This window comes from Mesorhizobium sp. WSM4906, assembly GCF_029674625.1.
In the GTDB taxonomy this organism is placed as follows: domain Bacteria; phylum Pseudomonadota; class Alphaproteobacteria; order Rhizobiales; family Rhizobiaceae; genus Mesorhizobium.
Window position 1 is genome coordinate 4,439,484 of record NZ_CP121355.1, and the last position, 15,844, is coordinate 4,455,327.

Annotated in this window: 14 protein-coding genes and 1 tRNA gene; 5 read left to right on the plus strand and 10 right to left on the minus strand. The window is 63.2% G+C overall.

All coding sequences use genetic code 11. The features are described 5' to 3' along the window. Positions 1-314: 314 nt before the first annotated feature. From QAZ22_RS21300 to QAZ22_RS21330, 7 genes are all read right to left on the minus strand, one after another. Positions 315-1,136 (minus strand): MBL fold metallo-hydrolase, encoded by an 822-nt coding sequence (locus QAZ22_RS21300; RefSeq protein WP_278202670.1) that lies wholly within the window; start codon positions 1,134-1,136, stop codon positions 315-317. A 3-nt stretch (positions 1,137-1,139) separates the two neighbouring features. Further along, complete coding sequence (locus QAZ22_RS21305; RefSeq protein WP_278207901.1) at positions 1,140-1,934, minus strand: TatD family hydrolase; 795 nt, start codon at positions 1,932-1,934, stop codon at positions 1,140-1,142. Further along, positions 1,934-3,484, minus strand: a complete 1,551-nt coding sequence (metG, locus tag QAZ22_RS21310; RefSeq protein ID WP_278202671.1) for a methionine--tRNA ligase — start codon at positions 3,482-3,484, stop codon at positions 1,934-1,936. The genes QAZ22_RS21305 and metG overlap by 1 nt, the downstream gene beginning before the upstream one ends. Positions 3,485-3,623: 139 nt before the next feature. Beyond that, the gene (locus tag QAZ22_RS21315; RefSeq protein ID WP_278202672.1) at positions 3,624-4,679 is read right to left on the minus strand and encodes a DNA polymerase III subunit delta'; all 1,056 of its coding nucleotides are present in this window, start codon (positions 4,677-4,679) and stop codon (positions 3,624-3,626) included. After that, a complete protein-coding gene (gene tmk, locus QAZ22_RS21320; protein ID WP_278202673.1) occupies positions 4,676-5,350 on the minus strand; it encodes a dTMP kinase in 675 nt (224 codons plus the stop codon). The genes QAZ22_RS21315 and tmk overlap by 4 nt, the downstream gene beginning before the upstream one ends. A 72-nt stretch (positions 5,351-5,422) precedes the next feature. Beyond that, entirely contained in the window at positions 5,423-6,601 is a 1,179-nt protein-coding gene (locus QAZ22_RS21325) for a D-alanyl-D-alanine carboxypeptidase family protein (protein ID WP_278202674.1), read from the minus strand. 127 nt (positions 6,602-6,728) lie between these two features. Further along, complete coding sequence (locus QAZ22_RS21330) at positions 6,729-8,006, minus strand: septal ring lytic transglycosylase RlpA family protein (protein ID WP_278202675.1); 1,278 nt, start codon at positions 8,004-8,006, stop codon at positions 6,729-6,731. Positions 8,007-8,304: 298 nt separating this feature from the next. Here QAZ22_RS21330 and QAZ22_RS21335 point away from each other — a divergent pair. Next, a tRNA-Ser gene (locus QAZ22_RS21335) sits at positions 8,305-8,394 on the plus strand. Positions 8,395-9,173: 779 nt separating this feature from the next. Here QAZ22_RS21335 and QAZ22_RS21340 read toward each other — a convergent pair. Further along, positions 9,174-10,010: an oxidoreductase gene (locus tag QAZ22_RS21340; protein ID WP_278202676.1), complete on the minus strand. Its 837-nt coding sequence runs from the start codon at positions 10,008-10,010 to the stop codon at positions 9,174-9,176. 262 nt (positions 10,011-10,272) lie between these two features. Beyond that, positions 10,273-11,286 carry an AraC family transcriptional regulator gene (locus QAZ22_RS21345; RefSeq protein ID WP_278202677.1) on the minus strand — a complete coding sequence of 338 codons (1,014 nt, stop codon included), beginning with the start codon at positions 11,284-11,286 and terminating at the stop codon, positions 10,273-10,275. 404 nt (positions 11,287-11,690) lie between these two features. On the opposite strand from QAZ22_RS21345, the gene QAZ22_RS21350 reads away from it, so the two are divergent. The 4 genes from QAZ22_RS21350 (at position 11,691) to rimO (ending at position 14,991) form a co-directional block, all read left to right on the plus strand. Continuing rightward, positions 11,691-11,981: a hypothetical protein gene (locus QAZ22_RS21350; protein ID WP_278202678.1), complete on the plus strand. Its 291-nt coding sequence runs from the start codon at positions 11,691-11,693 to the stop codon at positions 11,979-11,981. A 152-nt stretch (positions 11,982-12,133) separates the two neighbouring features. After that, entirely contained in the window at positions 12,134-12,541 is a 408-nt protein-coding gene (locus QAZ22_RS21355; protein ID WP_278202679.1) for a DUF930 domain-containing protein, read from the plus strand. Between the two features lie 275 nt (positions 12,542-12,816). Continuing rightward, positions 12,817-13,503: a TerC family protein gene (locus tag QAZ22_RS21360; RefSeq protein ID WP_278202680.1), complete on the plus strand. Its 687-nt coding sequence runs from the start codon at positions 12,817-12,819 to the stop codon at positions 13,501-13,503. Between the two features lie 174 nt (positions 13,504-13,677). After that, complete coding sequence (gene rimO, locus QAZ22_RS21365) at positions 13,678-14,991, plus strand: 30S ribosomal protein S12 methylthiotransferase RimO (protein WP_278202681.1); 1,314 nt, start codon at positions 13,678-13,680, stop codon at positions 14,989-14,991. A 97-nt stretch (positions 14,992-15,088) separates the two neighbouring features. Here the strand turns inward: rimO and QAZ22_RS21370 are convergent, their stop codons facing one another. After that, positions 15,089-15,523: a hypothetical protein gene (locus QAZ22_RS21370; RefSeq protein WP_278202682.1), complete on the minus strand. Its 435-nt coding sequence runs from the start codon at positions 15,521-15,523 to the stop codon at positions 15,089-15,091. Positions 15,524-15,844: the final 321 nt, after the last annotated feature.

Sequence of the window (15,844 nt, forward strand, 5' to 3'; positions counted from 1 at the left end):
ACCTTGGCGGCAAAGGGCCTGATTCAAGCCTGATTGCGGTTCCGGTGCCGGATGCTCACAGCCTTCCGCGAACACACCCGAATAAGTCGCATAAGATAGATTATGGAACTATCGCATCGAGCCGGAACCGGGAATTGCTCCGATTTCGCGCTCGCACAGAAACGCGTGCGGTGCCCTGAGGAGACGGCGACCATCGTGGTCGATGTGCAATCCGTCTCCATCAAGAATGGCCGGGAGCCATGACGCCGTTTGTCAGCCAAGCGGGGCGCGCGTCCAGACCCGCGAGTCATCAGCAGCCATGTGAGAAAACATCTCTATCGTTCTGACTCGTAAGCGATTTCTATCGTCATGCCGTCATAGGCCGGTACCACATGCTCTGGTGTCTCGACCATCACCGTGGCGTAATCCAGCGGAACATGCATATGCGTCAAGACGGCGCTCTTCGGAGCCAGCTTCTCGATCCAGCCCAATGCTTGGCCAAGCGACAGATGGCTCGGATGCGTGTTGTACTGCAGCGCGTCGATCACCAGCACGTCAAGGCCTTGCAGCCGTTCCGCAGTGGCAGTCGGGAAGTCGCTGATATCCGGGCAATAGGCTAGCCCGCCGATTCGGAAGCCCAATGAGATGATGTCGCCATGGATCTGCGGCAGCGGCTCAAGGGCGAGGGGACCCCCCTCGCCTTCGACCACGACCGGCCTGGCATGGTCGATGAGATGCGGCTTCACGATCGGCGGATACGAGCTGCCGGGCGGCGTCTCGAAGCAATAGCCGAACGCCTGCCGCAGCCGTCCCATCGTCGGCTCGTCGGCATGAATGTCGATGCGGTGCCGCTGCTCGTGCACATAGCCGCGCAGGTCGTCGATGCCGTGGATGTGGTCGGCATGCGGATGGGTATAGACAACGGCGTCGATACGCCTGACCGAGGCCAGCAGCATCTGCTCGCGGAAATCCGGTCCGGTGTCGATGACGACCGTGGTGCGTCCGCCATTGGCAGCGATCCGCTCGACCAGGGCGGCCGTGCGCATGCGCCGGTTCCTCGGATTCTTGGGGTCGCAATTGCCCCAGTCACCGGTGATGCGCGGCGTACCGGGCGACGAGCCGCAGCCGAGAATGGTGAGGCGCAGCCGGTCGCTCATGTCTCAACCGGCCGCCATGTCCGGACGCGGCATCTTGGTGAACAGCCTGAAGACGTTCTCGGTGGTGATGTCGGCGATCTCCGCCTCGCTGACGCCGATGGTTTCGGCCAGCACCTTCGCCGTGTTCGCCACATAGGCGGGCTCGTTGCGTTTTCCCCGGTGCGGGATTGGCGCAAGGTAGGGCGCGTCGGTCTCGACCAGGAGCCGATCGCGCGGGACGTCCGCGGCGATGGCGCGCAACTCGGCCGAGTTCTTGAAGGTCAGGATGCCCGAGAAGGAGACATAACCGCCCAACGTCACGCCGACTTCCGCCAGCCTGCGCCCGGACGAAAAACAATGCAGAATGAAGGGGAAAGCGCCCTTCCCTGTTTCGTCCTCGAGGACCGCCGCCATGTCGTCGTCGGCGTCTCGCGAATGGATGACCAGCGGCAGGCCGGTCCGGCGCGCGGCGGCGATATGGGTGCGGAAGCCTTGCGCTTGCGCCTCGCGCGGCGCACGGTCGTAGAAATAGTCGAGCCCGGCTTCGCCGATCGCCACCACCTTGGGATGGCTGGAAAGCCGCACCAGCTCGTCGGCGGTGACATCGAGCTCTTCCGCCGCCTGATGCGGATGGGTGCCGACCGAGCAATAAACTTCATTGAAGGCTTCAGCGATTTCAAGAATTTGGTGAAAGCGCCTCACTCGCGTCGAGATCGTCACCATGCGGCCGACCCCCGCCGCCAGGGCACGGGCGACTATTGTCCCCCGCTCCTCGGCGAAGTCCGGAAAGTCGAGATGGCAATGGCTGTCGACAAGCATCACGCTTTGGTGTCCTGCTCGACGTAACGTGGAAACACGCCCTCGGGTGCCGGCAAGGCGGCGCCGGGCACAAGCGCATGCTCCGCATGGACATGCTTGAAGTTGCGTTTGTCCGCCGGCACGGCCAGGAGCTCGAGCAGCTTCGCCGCCGACCCCGGAATGAAGGGCTGGCAGAGCACCGTCACCCGCCGCACGACCTCGGCCGTCGTCCACAGCACCGTCTCCATGCGCTCAGGATCTGTCTTTCGCAACGCCCAGGGCTCCTGGGACGCGAAATAGCGGTCGGCTTCGGCCACCACGCCGAAGATCGCCGCCAGCGCCAGATGGATGCCCTGCTCCGCCATCGCCCTGCGCGCGACGACAAGCGCCTCAACCGCCTGGTCGAGGATCGCCCGGTCGGCTTCGGCCAACTCGCCGCGCCTCGGCACCGCGCCGCCGCAGTTCTTGGCGATCATCGACAGCGAGCGCTGTGCCAGATTGCCGAGCCCGTTGGCGAGATCGGCGTTGGTGCGGTTGACGATCGCTTCGTGGCTGTAGTTGCCGTCCTGACCGAACGGCACCTCGCGCAAGAAGAAATAGCGCACTTGGTCGACACCGTAATGCTCGGCCATGGTGAACGGGTCGATGACGTTGCCGACCGACTTCGACATCTTCTCGCCCCGGTTGAACAGGAAGCCGTGACCGAAGACACGCTTCGGCAGCGGGATTCCCGCCGACATCAGGAAGGCCGGCCAGTAGATGGCGTGAAAGCGCACGATGTCCTTGCCGATGATATGCGCATCGGCTGGCCAAAAACGCCATTTCTCAGCATTTTCATCGGGATAACCGACACCGGTGATGTAGTTGGTCAAGGCGTCGACCCACACATACATCACGTGCTTCTCGTCGCCAGGCACCGGCACGCCCCAGTCGAAGGTGGTGCGCGAGATCGACAGGTCCTTCAGGCCCGACTTGACGAACCTCATCACCTCGTTGCGGCGCTCGGCCGGGCCGATGAAATCGGGCTGGTTTTCGTAAAGCGCGATCAGCTTGTCCTGATAGGCCGACAGCCGGAAGAAATAGCTCTCTTCCTCGACCCACTCGACGGGCGTTCCCTGCGGCCCGTAGCGCACGTTGTCGTCGCGGACCTCGGTCTCTTCCTCGCCGTAATAGGCTTCGTCACGCACCGAATACCAGCCGGCATAGCCGCCCTTGTAGATGTCGCCATTGGCGGCCATCGCCTTCCAGATCGCCTGCGAGGAGGCGTAGTGCCGCTCTTCGGTAGTGCGGATGAAATCGTCGTTCGAGGCGTTGAGCGCGCTCGCCATGCGCTTGAACTCGGCTGCGTTGCGGTCGGCGAGCTCGCGCGGCGAAACACCTTCCTTCCGCGCCGTCTGCAGCATCTTGATACCGTGCTCGTCAGTGCCGGTCAGGAAGTAGACGTCCTTGCCGTCGAGCCGCTGGAAGCGGGCAAGCGCGTCGGTGGCGATCAGTTCGTAGGCATGGCCGATATGCGGCTTGCCGTTCGGGTAGGAGATCGCGGTTGTGATGTAGAATGTGTCGCGTGACATGAATGAACCGTCATGAATGTCTGAATGTGAGTTGTGGCGGTGGATAAACTATCGGCATGGCGATTGCCATCCCGAGGCCGATGCATGCCGCCCAAAAGTGGCCCCGGTTTTGGGCAACGGCATGCATCAAAACAAACCGTCACATTCGCATCACAGAATTCAGGCGGTCGATCATGGTCAGGGCGTGCTGCTTCTTGTCGAGATTGTAGGTCTCGGCCTCAGATATCGTGTTCAGGGCCTCGTGCCAAGCCTCGGACAGCGTTTTGGCCCTGGCGAGGTCGCCGGCCAAAGCCGCTTCGCTGGCCGCCGCCGACAGAAGGTCGAGCGCGCGGCGGTTGAAGATATCGAACTGGATCGCCTGGTCGCGCCCGGCCACGGCCTCGGCGAGGCGGTGGGCGCCGGCAATGTCGGGCTTCTGCGCCGCCACCAGGGCATCGAGCGCGCCGGCGATCTCCAGCCCGCCATATTGGGTCAGCAGGATCGCGTTGCGGGCGCTGCCCCCTGCCCGCTCGGCCAGCGCCGCGCGCGCCGCCGGGTCGTCCGGCGGTGGCGGCTCGACATTTTCCAGCACCGCCATCAGCTCGTCCGGCGCAAGCGGCGTCAGCCTCACCATCTGGCAGCGCGACCGGATCGTCGGCAAAAGGCTGCCCGGCGCATGCACGATCAGGATGAACAGGGTGCGCGCCGGCGGCTCCTCGAGATTCTTGAGCAAGGCATTGGCGGCATTGGTGTTCATGTCGTCGGCCGGATCGACGATGACGACGCGGTAGCTGCCGTCATGCGAGGTCATCGACAGGAAGCGGCTGACCTTGCGGATCTCGTCGACGGTGAGCACCGTCTTGAAGCTCTTGGTCTTGTCGTTGGCCGGACGCGTCAGATGCAGAACCGAAGGATGCGCACCGGTGGCGATCTGGCGAAACAGCGACGACGCCGGATCGGGAACCGCCAGCGCTTCTGGCGCTGCGGCAAAATCCGGATGCTTGAGAAGATGATGCGCCAGATGGAAGGCAAGCGTTGCCTTGCCGATACCGTGCGGCCCGGCCAGGATCAACGCATGCGGCAGCTTGCCGGCGCGGTAGGCTGCCGCAAGCATGCCTGCTGCCTGCGCATGGCCGACAAGGCGCGGCGTCTCCGACGGCTCGGGAACGCCGTCCAGCGTGTCATGCTGTTCGGGGGCGATGCGTTCGAAGATCATGCCGGCGCCGTCTGCTTCCTTTGCACCGGCATCCGCTTTTCCAGCACCGCGAACACGGCCGCCGTGATGACGTTTTCCACCGTTTCGGGATCGGCTGACGCATCGACGACGATGCAGCGATCCGGCTCCGCCTCGGCGATCGCCAGGTAAGCCTCGCGCCGGCGCTGGTGGATGGCTAAAGTCTCCTTCTCGAAGCGGTCGGCGCTATCGCCCGCGCCGCGACGTGCGGCGGCGCGTTTCAGGCCTTCGGCCGGATCGATGTCGAAGATCAGCGTCATGTCGGGAACCATGCCGTTGATCGCGACCGCTTCCAGCGCTTCCATGAAATCCGGGTCGAGCCCGCCGGTGACGCCCTGATAGACGCGGGAGGAATCGATGAAGCGGTCGCAGAGCACGATCGTGCCGCGTTCGACCGCCGGCCGGATCACCTGCTCGACATGGTCGGAGCGCGCGGCGGCGAAAAGGATCGCCTCCATCTTCGGGCCGAAGGGTTCGGCGGCGCCGGACAGAAGCACATGTCTCACCGCCTCGGCGCCCGGCGAGCCGCCCGGCTCGCGCGTCACCAGAACCTCATACTTCTTGGCGCGCATGCGCCGTGCCAGCCGCTCGATCTGCGTCGACTTGCCGGCTCCTTCGCCGCCTTCGAAGGTGATGAAAAATCCGCTCGCCAATCGAGAATGCCTTCGCCCGTGCTGGCCGCTGTCATAGCTCCCGTCCGACAAAAGGTCCACGAGCCTGCCCGATCACAAATGTTTCTGACGCAGCCAGCCGACAGCCAGTTCCTTGGCGGCATCAAGCGCACGCTGCGGCAGCGTGCCGACCTTCACCGACTCGGCGGCGAAAAGCGGCGTCTGCTGGCTGAGCGTGTCGCCTATCCAAACGCGCAACTCCCCGACCGGTTGCCCCTCCTCCACCGGCGCTGCCACCGGACCATTGTAAACGATCCTGGCCGTGAGCTTGTCGCGGTTGGTTATCGGCAAGAAGATGTCCACCGGCCCCTTGGCTTTCAAGGCCACGCCGGATTTGGCGCCCCCGAAAACCTCGGCTTCGCCGACAACCTCGCCCTTGGCGAAGATCTCCGTCTTCTGGAACGAACGCGATCCCCAGTCGAGCAGCTTGCGCGCCTCTTCGGAGCGTTCCCGGTCGCTCGCCAGCCCGCTGAGCACCGCGATCACGCGAATGCCGTTATGGCTGACCGTGCCGACGATGCCAAAGCCGGCGGTCTCGCTCGCCCCGGCGACAAAGCCGTCGGCATCGATGCCCATGGCCAAGAGCGGATTGCGGTTCCTCTGGGAGATCTTGTTCCAGGTGAAGTCGGGCTGCCCGTAATAGTGGAAGAACTCCGGATAGTCGCGCCAGATATGCAGCGCCAGCATCGTCAGTTCCCGCACCGTCGTCTGCTGGCCGTCTGCCGGCAGCCCCGTCGAATTGACGAAGGTCGACTTTTGCAGGCCGATCTCGCGGGCGCGCTCCGTCATCTGCGCGGCGAAATTCGCTTCCGAGCCGGCCATGCCTTCGGCAAGCACGATGCAACCGTCATTGGCTGCCTGCACGGTAACGCCCTGGATCAGATCCTCGACGCGGACCGCGGACTTGAGCTTGGCGAACATGGTCGAAGTTCCAGACGGCGCGCCGCCCGTGCGCCAGGCGTTTTCGCTGACCACGAAGGTGTCGTCGAGCGTGATCCGCTTCGATTTGACGGCGTTGAAGACCACCTCCATCGTCATCAGCTTGGCCATCGACGCCGGCGGAATAGGCTTGTCCGCATCCTTGGCGAAAAGCACCGTCCCGGTATCGGCATCGATCATGAAGGCCTGGGCCGCCTTGGTCTCGAAAAGCTGTGCGCTCGCCGGGCCAAGGCAAAGCAGCAAAAGGGCCAGTCCCAACGAACCGGCGAACGGCGAAAAGAAGCGCAATTGCATGAAGTCTCGACCCCCAAGCAATCCCAGGAAAAGTGCGCAGCAAGTTTCCGTCCGGAATTGCGCAAAAAATCGTCCGGCCAAGCTAGCAGGGTTTTTTCCGACGGATCAACCGAGCCTGCGAAACAGATCAGTTTCGCACAACTAACGCGTCCGGCGCCCCGTGCGACCATGCCGCCTGCAGCAGGTCGTCGATACTGCCATGGCCATTCGGATAGACGTTGACCGCATACCAGTCGTTGCCGTCGAGCTCGGTGCGCTGTATCTCGGTCCTGCCGAACGGCTCGAGCGCCGCCGCCACGCGCTTCGCCTCGGCGGCATCGTCGAAGGAGCCGGCGGCGACATAGTCCGAGGCCGGCGCCTGCCCCTGGGGGTTGGATTTCTTCCACGACTGCAGGATGTCGGCCGGCGACATGCCGCTGCCGTCGAGGGCGGCAAAGACGTCGGCGCGACTGACGCGCTCATCCGCATAGGACAGCGAGGCCATGGCGAAAGGCGAGTTCGGCGGCAGTCTGAACTCCGGCCGCAACCCCGGCCGCTCTGGCACGATCGGCCCGAAATCCGGCAAGGCGACATCGCTGGCGCCCGGCGCCTGCGCCGACATCGCCGGTTGCACGGTCGGCTGCTCCGACAGTCCTGGCTGCGCGGTGAAAGCCTGTCCCGAATTGGTCAACTGGCCGGGGAACGGAACGGCGGCCGGAGGCGCATCCGTCTGCATGCTGGGCGACGGGCCGTTCATGGCGACCATCACGCCGGTCGGCAGGCCGTCGGAGGGATCGGGCCGCCTGTTGCCGGGATGGTAGGAGGCCATCAGATACTGGTCGTCATTGCCGTCGAGCGGCGCCCGGCCGACATATTCGACCTTCACCCTTGCCGTGCCGACCTTGTCATAGTCGAGCATTTGCGCGGCACGCTGCGAGACGTCGATGATGCGGCCCTCATGATACGGGCCGCGATCGTTGACGCGCACGATGACCGAGCTGCCGGTGTCGAGATTGGTCACGCGGGCATAGCTCGGCAGCGGCATCGTCGGATGCGCCGCCGTCAGTTGCGCCGTGTCGTAGACTTCGCCATTGGCGGTCAGCCGGCCATGGAAGGCATCGCCGTACCAGGAAGCCAGGCCGACCTTGGCGTAGTGCCTGTCTTCCTTCGGATAATACCACTTGCCGCGCACCTGATAGGGCTTGCCGAGCTGGTCGCGGCCGCCGCCGCGCCGCATGAAGGCAACGCGCGGGCTCGCCTTCACGCCATATTCGGATTCGGCGAAATATTCCTTGGAGCGTGGCCGCTTGTCGACCATCCCTTTCGGTTGCGGCGTGGACGTGCAGCCGGCAAGCAGCACCGCCGACAGGGCGCACAGTGCGAAAGCAGGAGCGCGACGAAGACGCGGGCGCGCCGAAGTCTGCATGTTTTCGATTGTCCCCTAGTCTCGCCGCCACCGGTCGGAGCCAAGCGCCCGCCAATGCCAGCAACACCTTGATCCCCAATCCCTTTGTGCACAGGAATTGCTTATCACGATGTTAATCGATTATGGCCGCAACAGGGCGAGATTATGGCAGGCCCGTTCACAGGCCTGATCCGAGGCGACGCTGGGCATCGGCAAGGACTGCCGCCTTCAACGGCGCGGTTGACATGTCTTGTCGCCCCACACTAGAGCAGAGCACCCCGGTCTCCGCCGCCAATGCGGCCAGTTGCGACCGGGCATTGGAGGGATGGCCGAGCGGTTTAAGGCACCGGTCTTGAAAACCGGCGTGGGCGCAAGTTCACCGTGGGTTCGAATCCCACTCCCTCCGCCATACGCCGCCGATTGCCCGCTATGGTGCGATATTGCCGCCGATCGCCGCATTCCACCGGGTGAGATACGAAGCCACCAATTTTACGCTACAGCCCGATATATCTTGAGCGCAGCGACGGCAGTTTTCGACGCCATCTCGGTCATTTGCGAGCTTCTAAATCAATGGCAGCCTTTGGTCCAAAGCGGACGGTTCCTGACGACCGTCTTTGGCTCGCGGACGCGACTGCCGTCTGTTGGGGCGAAGGTTATGGCTGCTCTGCTCTCCATGCTGCTAAAGGCGAATCGTGGATGGACCGGTAAGCTTGCGCGATGTTGCGCCGCTGGTCTTTCCGGTTCCACGAATGCGGCGACCGTCTGCATTGTAATGTGGACATTCCGGGTCTCAGAGGCTCGAATAGGGCTTGGGCCATTGTCCGAAGTCCAACCTTGGCTCCGCTGAGTGTCATGGCGATGGATGGGGAGCATCGGCAGGAGCGTCTCCAGTCAACAGGGCAGTGCCCTCGCCCCTCTGGATCATTGCCGGCAGGGTCGCGTTTATCGATCGCAGGGAATTTGACGGTTCCGGCATAGCGGTGCACCGATGCGGTCACCGCTATTCCGTCTGCCGGGTCGAGCCGCTCGGCCACGAGGGACCTGCCGCTCATCCCCAGAGCCTCGATCTGCGCCGAGAGTTTTTCGGGACGGCGGGATGTTAGTATGAGGTCGTGGCCCTTGGCTGCGAAAGTGCGGGCCGTTTCGATGCGATGCCCGGACCGGCTCCGATCCAGAATTCGCCATGGTTCAGACCATTGTCGTGATGATGCGATCGAACATCCGATCGCTGAGGAGGCGGCGCAGCCGCAAGACCGTGCCAGCCATGTAGCCGGTGTGGTAGCGTGTTCTCGGCCTTGGCGCCGCAATGGCCTTGAGTATCGTGGTCGCCACCACTGACGGATCCGAGAGGCGCGAATTGGAATAGGTCGCTAGCATGCCGTCGGCTGCCTTGTTGGCCGCCGCCGCGTAGGCTCCCGTTCCCGAGGTCTTCTTCAGATTGTCTGCAGCGATATGCCCCCACTCGGTCTTGATGCCGCCAGGCTCGACGATTACGACGTCTATGCCAAACGGCTTGGCCTCGAGGCGAAGCGAGTCCGACCAGCCTTCGAGAGCGTGCTTGGTGGCGTGATACCAGCCGCCGAATGGGGTGTAGACCTTGCCGCCGATCGAAGTGATGTTGACGATCTTGCCGAATCGGTTCGCTCGCATTTTCGGCAGGACTAGCTGCGTCAGCCGGGCCAAGCCAAAGAGGTTGACCTCGAACTGCCGCCGCCCCTCATCGACCGGGACATCCTCAATGGCCCCGTAGGAGCCGTAGCCGGCGTTGTTGATGAGGATGTCGACCGCGCCGTGCTCAGAGACGATCCGGTCGACGGCTGTTACCATATCCTCGTCTTTGGTTAGATCGAGAGCGACCACTGTTGCTCCGGCCCGTGCGAGGTCCTGCATCTGCTCGACACGACGGGCGGCGGCGTAGACCGCGTAGCCCGCGTCGATCAGCTTGAGGGTTGTCGCCTTGCCGATGCCCGACGACGCGCCGGTAACGAGGGCGGCTTTCTTCCTTGAATTGGATGAGCGGGCCATGATGGCACCTCCCGTTGCTTGGGGTGGGTAGCCGGCCGAACCTATTGGCCCAGAGCCGGCTCAGGGTCAGTTGGCGAAGTCGGTGGCGTAGGCGACGGCCTTCTGGGAGGTTCCAGTGATGAGCCAATTTTTCGGAGACATGGAGCGTTCCTACTTCACGCAGCGCTCCCATCGAGCGCACCATAGAAGTAGGAGGATGTGTCCCGGCGTTCATTCACCGATGGCGACACTTAACTGGCAGATCGCGCCATTGTGCGAAGCTTCAGTGTACGCTTTCCTGCCGGGTCTGGCGCCACTGGCTTGGGGTGATGCCCTCCCATTCCCGGAACACCCGGTAGAATGAACTCGTATCCTGGTACCCCAGCATGTAGGCGATCTCGTCGATCTCGAACGAGGATCTGGCGAGCATATCCCGGCCCAGTTCCCGCCGCGCCTCCTCCAGCAGCTGCCGGTAGGTTGCGCCGTCCTCGGTGATGCGTCGCTGCAGGGTGCGTGCGCTCATTCCCAACTCCCGCGCCACATCGGCGATATCGGGACGGCCGCTCGCCATGCGGCGCTTCAGCACGACCCTGACCTGTTCACTGGTGGAACTGTTGGCAGTGATCTCCTCGAGCGACGACGCCAAGGCGGGCGTCAGCAGGTCGAGGAGTTCCGGGTTGTGGCCGGGGAACGGACGGTCGAGATCGGCCGAGCGGAGGTGCATGGCATCGCGCGTCGCGCCGAAACGGACCTCGCAGCCGAAATATTTGCGGTGCCGTCCGTTCTTGGGGTCCGGCTGCACCAAGTCCACGCGGACCGGTGCGATGGGGCGGCCAGAGCCCCGGCGCCCCAGTTCGAGGAGCGCCGCAAACGCCGAGTCGATGCAGATGGCCGGCGGCTGCTCGGTGGCAATGAGCCACGCTGGCACGATGCTCTCCATGTCGTCAGCCCGCAGGAAATCCAGCCTCTCCGGTCCGCACAGCTGTTTGAAGCGCGCGACGCGCAGCAAGCCGTCACGATAGTCCCGTGCGTAGAAGGCCATCAGTATCGGCGGCGGATTGAGTGCGGTAGGGGTCTTTTCGGCCAGGGTAATGCCGAGTGCGGGCTCGTCCGTGAGCGCCTCGACCGCACGCCAGAGCGCGAAGAACTCTCTGGTCGTTACGACGGCCTTTTCCTCGACGCGCAGCGTGGCCGGCAGCCGTGCCTGACGCAGCACTGCCGACGGCGATATGCCGTGGCTTTCCAATGCGCGCCACAGGGCGGGCGGCAATTTGCAGCGATCAGGACCATGGGACATAGCGACGCTCTTCCATATGCGCGACGCTCTTCCATATGCGCCGCTTAGGCTAGCACGCTAGTGCCGGGCGGGCATTGCCAATCGCGCCATATAAGTCGCAAGTCGCGCCAACCTGGCCACCATCGAGCGCCAAGTGTCGGTCGAGAGTCCGCTATCTGGCGCGAAGCGGCCGTTGCACGTTGGAGAGCCGCCCGGCCGCTAACCACCCCATTGCAGCCATTCGCTCGCGCCCCAATCCTAGAGAGGGCTATAGCGTAGACGTAGTTCTCTGTTTCGTCGCTCTCCGCCCGCCAAGTCAACAGTTGCCAATGCGCTTTTGGGCTTAGTTAGCAATTGCTGAAATCCGCAAGGTTGGCGCCAGCCAGCCGTGCTAGATGGCGGCGGTCATCCACCGGAGCACAGCCATGACCTCCCCCATTGGAAGCCAGCAGAACGCTGGCGCAGTGCAGCGTACCGCCAGACTTCCGGCATCACCCGAGGCGAGTTTTCCCGGCAAGAGCGCTGAGAGCGTCGGTCATCTGGCGAAAGCCTCCGTTTTGGAGACGGGCGACAGCGAGCCGGGCGCTCAAGGTCGGGCAGCATCGAGGATCGCTCGGATGGATGTCACGGTGCTCGCCCCGGCCGGCTCCGGCGATAGTCAAGTGTCCGACGCGGGGGCGGCCGATCAGGACGGAGGAGAGAACGCTATCGGCTGACGCGACACCAAAGGCAGTCGGCCTAAGTTGTGCCAAAGCAGGCATTTTTTAGATCCGTTGGGCTGCCCGGCGAAGTCGAATCACGAGCCGGTGAGCCCAATCCGGAACCGATCTCACAAGCGCGTGCGTTTGGTTGATTTCTCAGACAAAATATGCTGCTTCTCGCGCCCATGAAAAAGCTCTGCCTGATGGTTCTGGCGCCTCTGACGCTGGCCTGGCCGGCCAAGGCGATGGACAACGCGCTGCGCGCCGGCCTGCTGAAACTCGATCCGGAGACCCGTCTTGAACAGCGTTGCGACGCCGAGGTGCTCGACCGGATCAGCCACGACGACCACAAGTACAAAGCCGACCGCGTCGTCGCCTATGCCTTCGCCACGCCGCAGATGAGCGCCGATGCAATCAGGAGCCCCGGCGCCGCCTTTCGCAGCAAGGGTCAATGGTTCCGGCTGAAGTTCAAGTGCCAGACCGCGCCCGATCACATGCAGGTGCTGCAGTTCCGCTACAAGATCGGTGACGAAATCCCGGAAACCGACTGGGCAAAATACAATCTTTACGACTAGTCGGCCGCTTTTTCAGTGCCGCCGCGCCCGGCTGAAAATTCTTTGCGCCGGCCGCGGACGAAGTTGTTTTCCCGTCAGTCCTGAATCAGTGTCTTGACGCTGATACGGCGTGCCTTTAGGCCCCGTCTGGACAACTAAGGCATGTCTCCCGAAAGTGGGAACCGGTTTCGGGACAAAGACATGCGTAAAATCAAGGACCTAAAGCGCACAGAGCGAATCTGTAAAGATCGCGATGAGTTGTAGCGACGCTCGTTTGAGGCAAGGATTTCTAGTTTATGGAAATATTTACTGCCGCAGGCCTTTCAGCCCTTCTCCAAGTCGTCGCGATCGACCTCGCGCTCGCGGGTGACAACGCGATCGTGATCGGCCTTGCCGCAGCCGGCCTGCCGGCGGATCAGCGCAAGCGTGCGATCCTCGTCGGCATCGCGGCGGCTACCGTCCTTCGCATTCTCTTCGCTTTGATCACGCAATGGCTGCTGAGCATCGGGCCGATGCTGCTCATCGCGGGCGGCCTGCTGCTCTTGTGGGTGTGCTGGAAAATGTGGCGCGAGCTGCGCGTCAGCCCCGAAGACGAGCGCGACGCAACCGAAGCGCTGTCGAACGACGACTACAACAAGGATGGGAAGATCGCCGGCAACGGACCGCGCAAGACTTTCTCGCAGGCGGCATGGCAGATCGTCATCGCCGACGTCTCCATGTCGCTCGACAACGTTCTGGCCGTCGCCGGCGCCGCCATGAAGCACCCGACCGTGCTCGTCATCGGCTTGGCCTTGTCGATCGCGCTGATGGGCTTTGCCGCATCCTTCGTCGCGCGCCTGCTGCAGAAATACCGCTGGATTGCGTATGTTGGCCTGCTGATCATCCTTTACGTCGCGATCAATATGCTGCTCGAAGGCGCCGTGCAGCAGTTTCCCGACCACTTCGCCTTTCTGGCGCCCTGGTTCGGGCCGGACGGCCACTGAACCTCCTGGCGGCAGACCGCTTCGGATCGGCAACATGTAGCGCGGCCAATTGGCCGGTTTGCTTGATTGCCGAAGCGTGCTATTGCGCCGCGCGAATTGGCTCAGCCACGCGCCAAAGATCGATATGAAGGGGCTTCGGCCGGATCAGCGATCTAGTTTTCTTGGAAATTGCTAATGTCCGCCCCACGCGTCAGTTTCGTCAGTCTTGGTTGCCCGAAGGCGCTCGTCGATTCCGAGCGCATCATCACGCGGCTCCGCGCCGAGGGCTACGAGATCGCGCGCAAGCATGACGGCGCCGATCTCGTCGTCGTCAACACGTGCGGCTTCCTCGATTCGGCGCGTGACGAGTCGCTCAACGCCATCGGCTCCGCCCTTTCCGAAAACGGCCGCGTCATCGTCACCGGCTGCCTCGGCGCCGAGCCGGAGGTCATCCGCGAGAAACACCCCAATGTGCTGGCGATCACCGGCCCGCAGGCCTATGAGAGCGTGATGGCTGCGGTGCACGAGGCCGCTCCGCCGAGCCACGACCCGTACGTCGATCTTCTGCCGCCGCAGGGTGTGAAGCTCACGCCGCGCCATTACGCCTATCTGAAGATATCGGAGGGCTGCAACAACCGCTGCACCTTCTGCATCATCCCGGCGCTGCGCGGCGACCTCGTCTCCCGCCCGGCGGCGGACGTGCTGCGCGAGGCCGAAAAGCTCGCCAAGGCCGGCGTCAGGGAAATCCTCGTCATCTCGCAGGACACCAGCGCCTACGGCATCGACATCAAGTACCAGACGAGCCTGTTCGGCGATCGCGAGGTGCGGGCGAAATTCCTCGACCTCGCCGAGGAGCTTGGCCGGCTAGGCATCTGGATACGCATGCACTATGTCTACCCCTACCCCCATGTCGCCGACGTCATTCCGCTGATGGCGGAGGGAAAAATCCTTCCCTATCTCGACATCCCTTTTCAGCATGCCTCGCCGCAGGTGCTGAAGAACATGCGCCGTCCCGCCCATGGCGAAAAGACGCTGGAGCGCATTCGCGGCTGGCGCGAGATCTGCCCGGACCTTGCCATCCGTTCGACCTTCATCGTCGGCTTCCCCGGCGAGACCGAGGACGATTTCCAGATGCTGCTCGACTGGCTGGACGAGGCGAAAATCGACCGCGCCGGCTGCTTCAAATACGAACCGGTCAAGGGCGCTCGCTCCAATGAGCTCGGCCTCGAACAGGTGCCGCAGGAGATCAAGGAAGCGCGCTGGCACCGCTTCATGCAGCGCCAGCAGAAGATCTCGGCAACGCAGTTGGCCAAGAAGGTCGGCAAGCGCCTGCCGGTGCTGATCGACGAGGCGCACGGCACCTCGGCGAAGGGCCGCACCAAATACGACGCGCCCGAGATCGACGGCTCCGTGCACATCCAGTCGCGCCGGCCGCTGCGCGCCGGCGAGATCGTCACGGTCAAGATCGACCGCGCCGATGCTTACGACCTCTACGGCTCGGCGGTATGACAGCCGCGCGAGCGTAGCCATCCTCTCGTGAAAAAGGGCGCCTTCTGGCGCCCTTAAACTTAATGGCCCTCAATGGCCCTCGGCTTCAGCAGCCTCGTCAGAGCTTCGTAGCCTCGATCGCGGTCAGGGAACGGTCGATCGCCTGATCGAGAGTCTTATCGAGGCGCGTGCCCGTTGCGATCGCCGACAGCCGAGCCGCAAATCCCAGATGGAAGTCGACAAACCACTCGGGGTGCGGCTCCGGCTCCGGCGAAAACGGGCCCCACCACGGCGGAAGCTTCGGTATCTTCGGCCGCGTGGGGCACCAATCGTCAAGGTCGCTCAACACCGCCTTCATATCGAGCCCACCTCGCTCGGCCACCCAAGCGGAGCGGACAAACTCGTCGGCAACCGCGGCGCCCAGTTCATGCGGCGGGAGCGGCTGTGGATTGAGTGCGACGCGCACCCCACCTTGTGGTCCGTGCGGGATGACATCGTAGATGGCGGGAAAGCGTTTCCCGATAATCGCCAAAAGCTTTTTATTCAATTGCATAAGACCCCCTTCCGCGGGCGCATGTCACACCAGCCGATTTCGTCTGAGTTGCGCGGTCAGCATGGAAGTAAAAGTCGGCGGCGTATGTGAAAGCGGTTACGGAACATGCAAAATGTTGCTCAAATCTAGCAAAGGCGGCGAATTCATAAAATATGAAGCGAAGTTTATCTTGAATACTTGGCGCGCAAGGCGGTCGAACGATCTTTAGCCGACTGGCAAAGCCAGGGACAATTCCCGCCCAGAGGCGGAAAAATCTTGCCAATCGACCTTACAAACGAGAGAGGGCGCCACAAGGCGCCCTCTCCGGTTCGAAACGTTCGT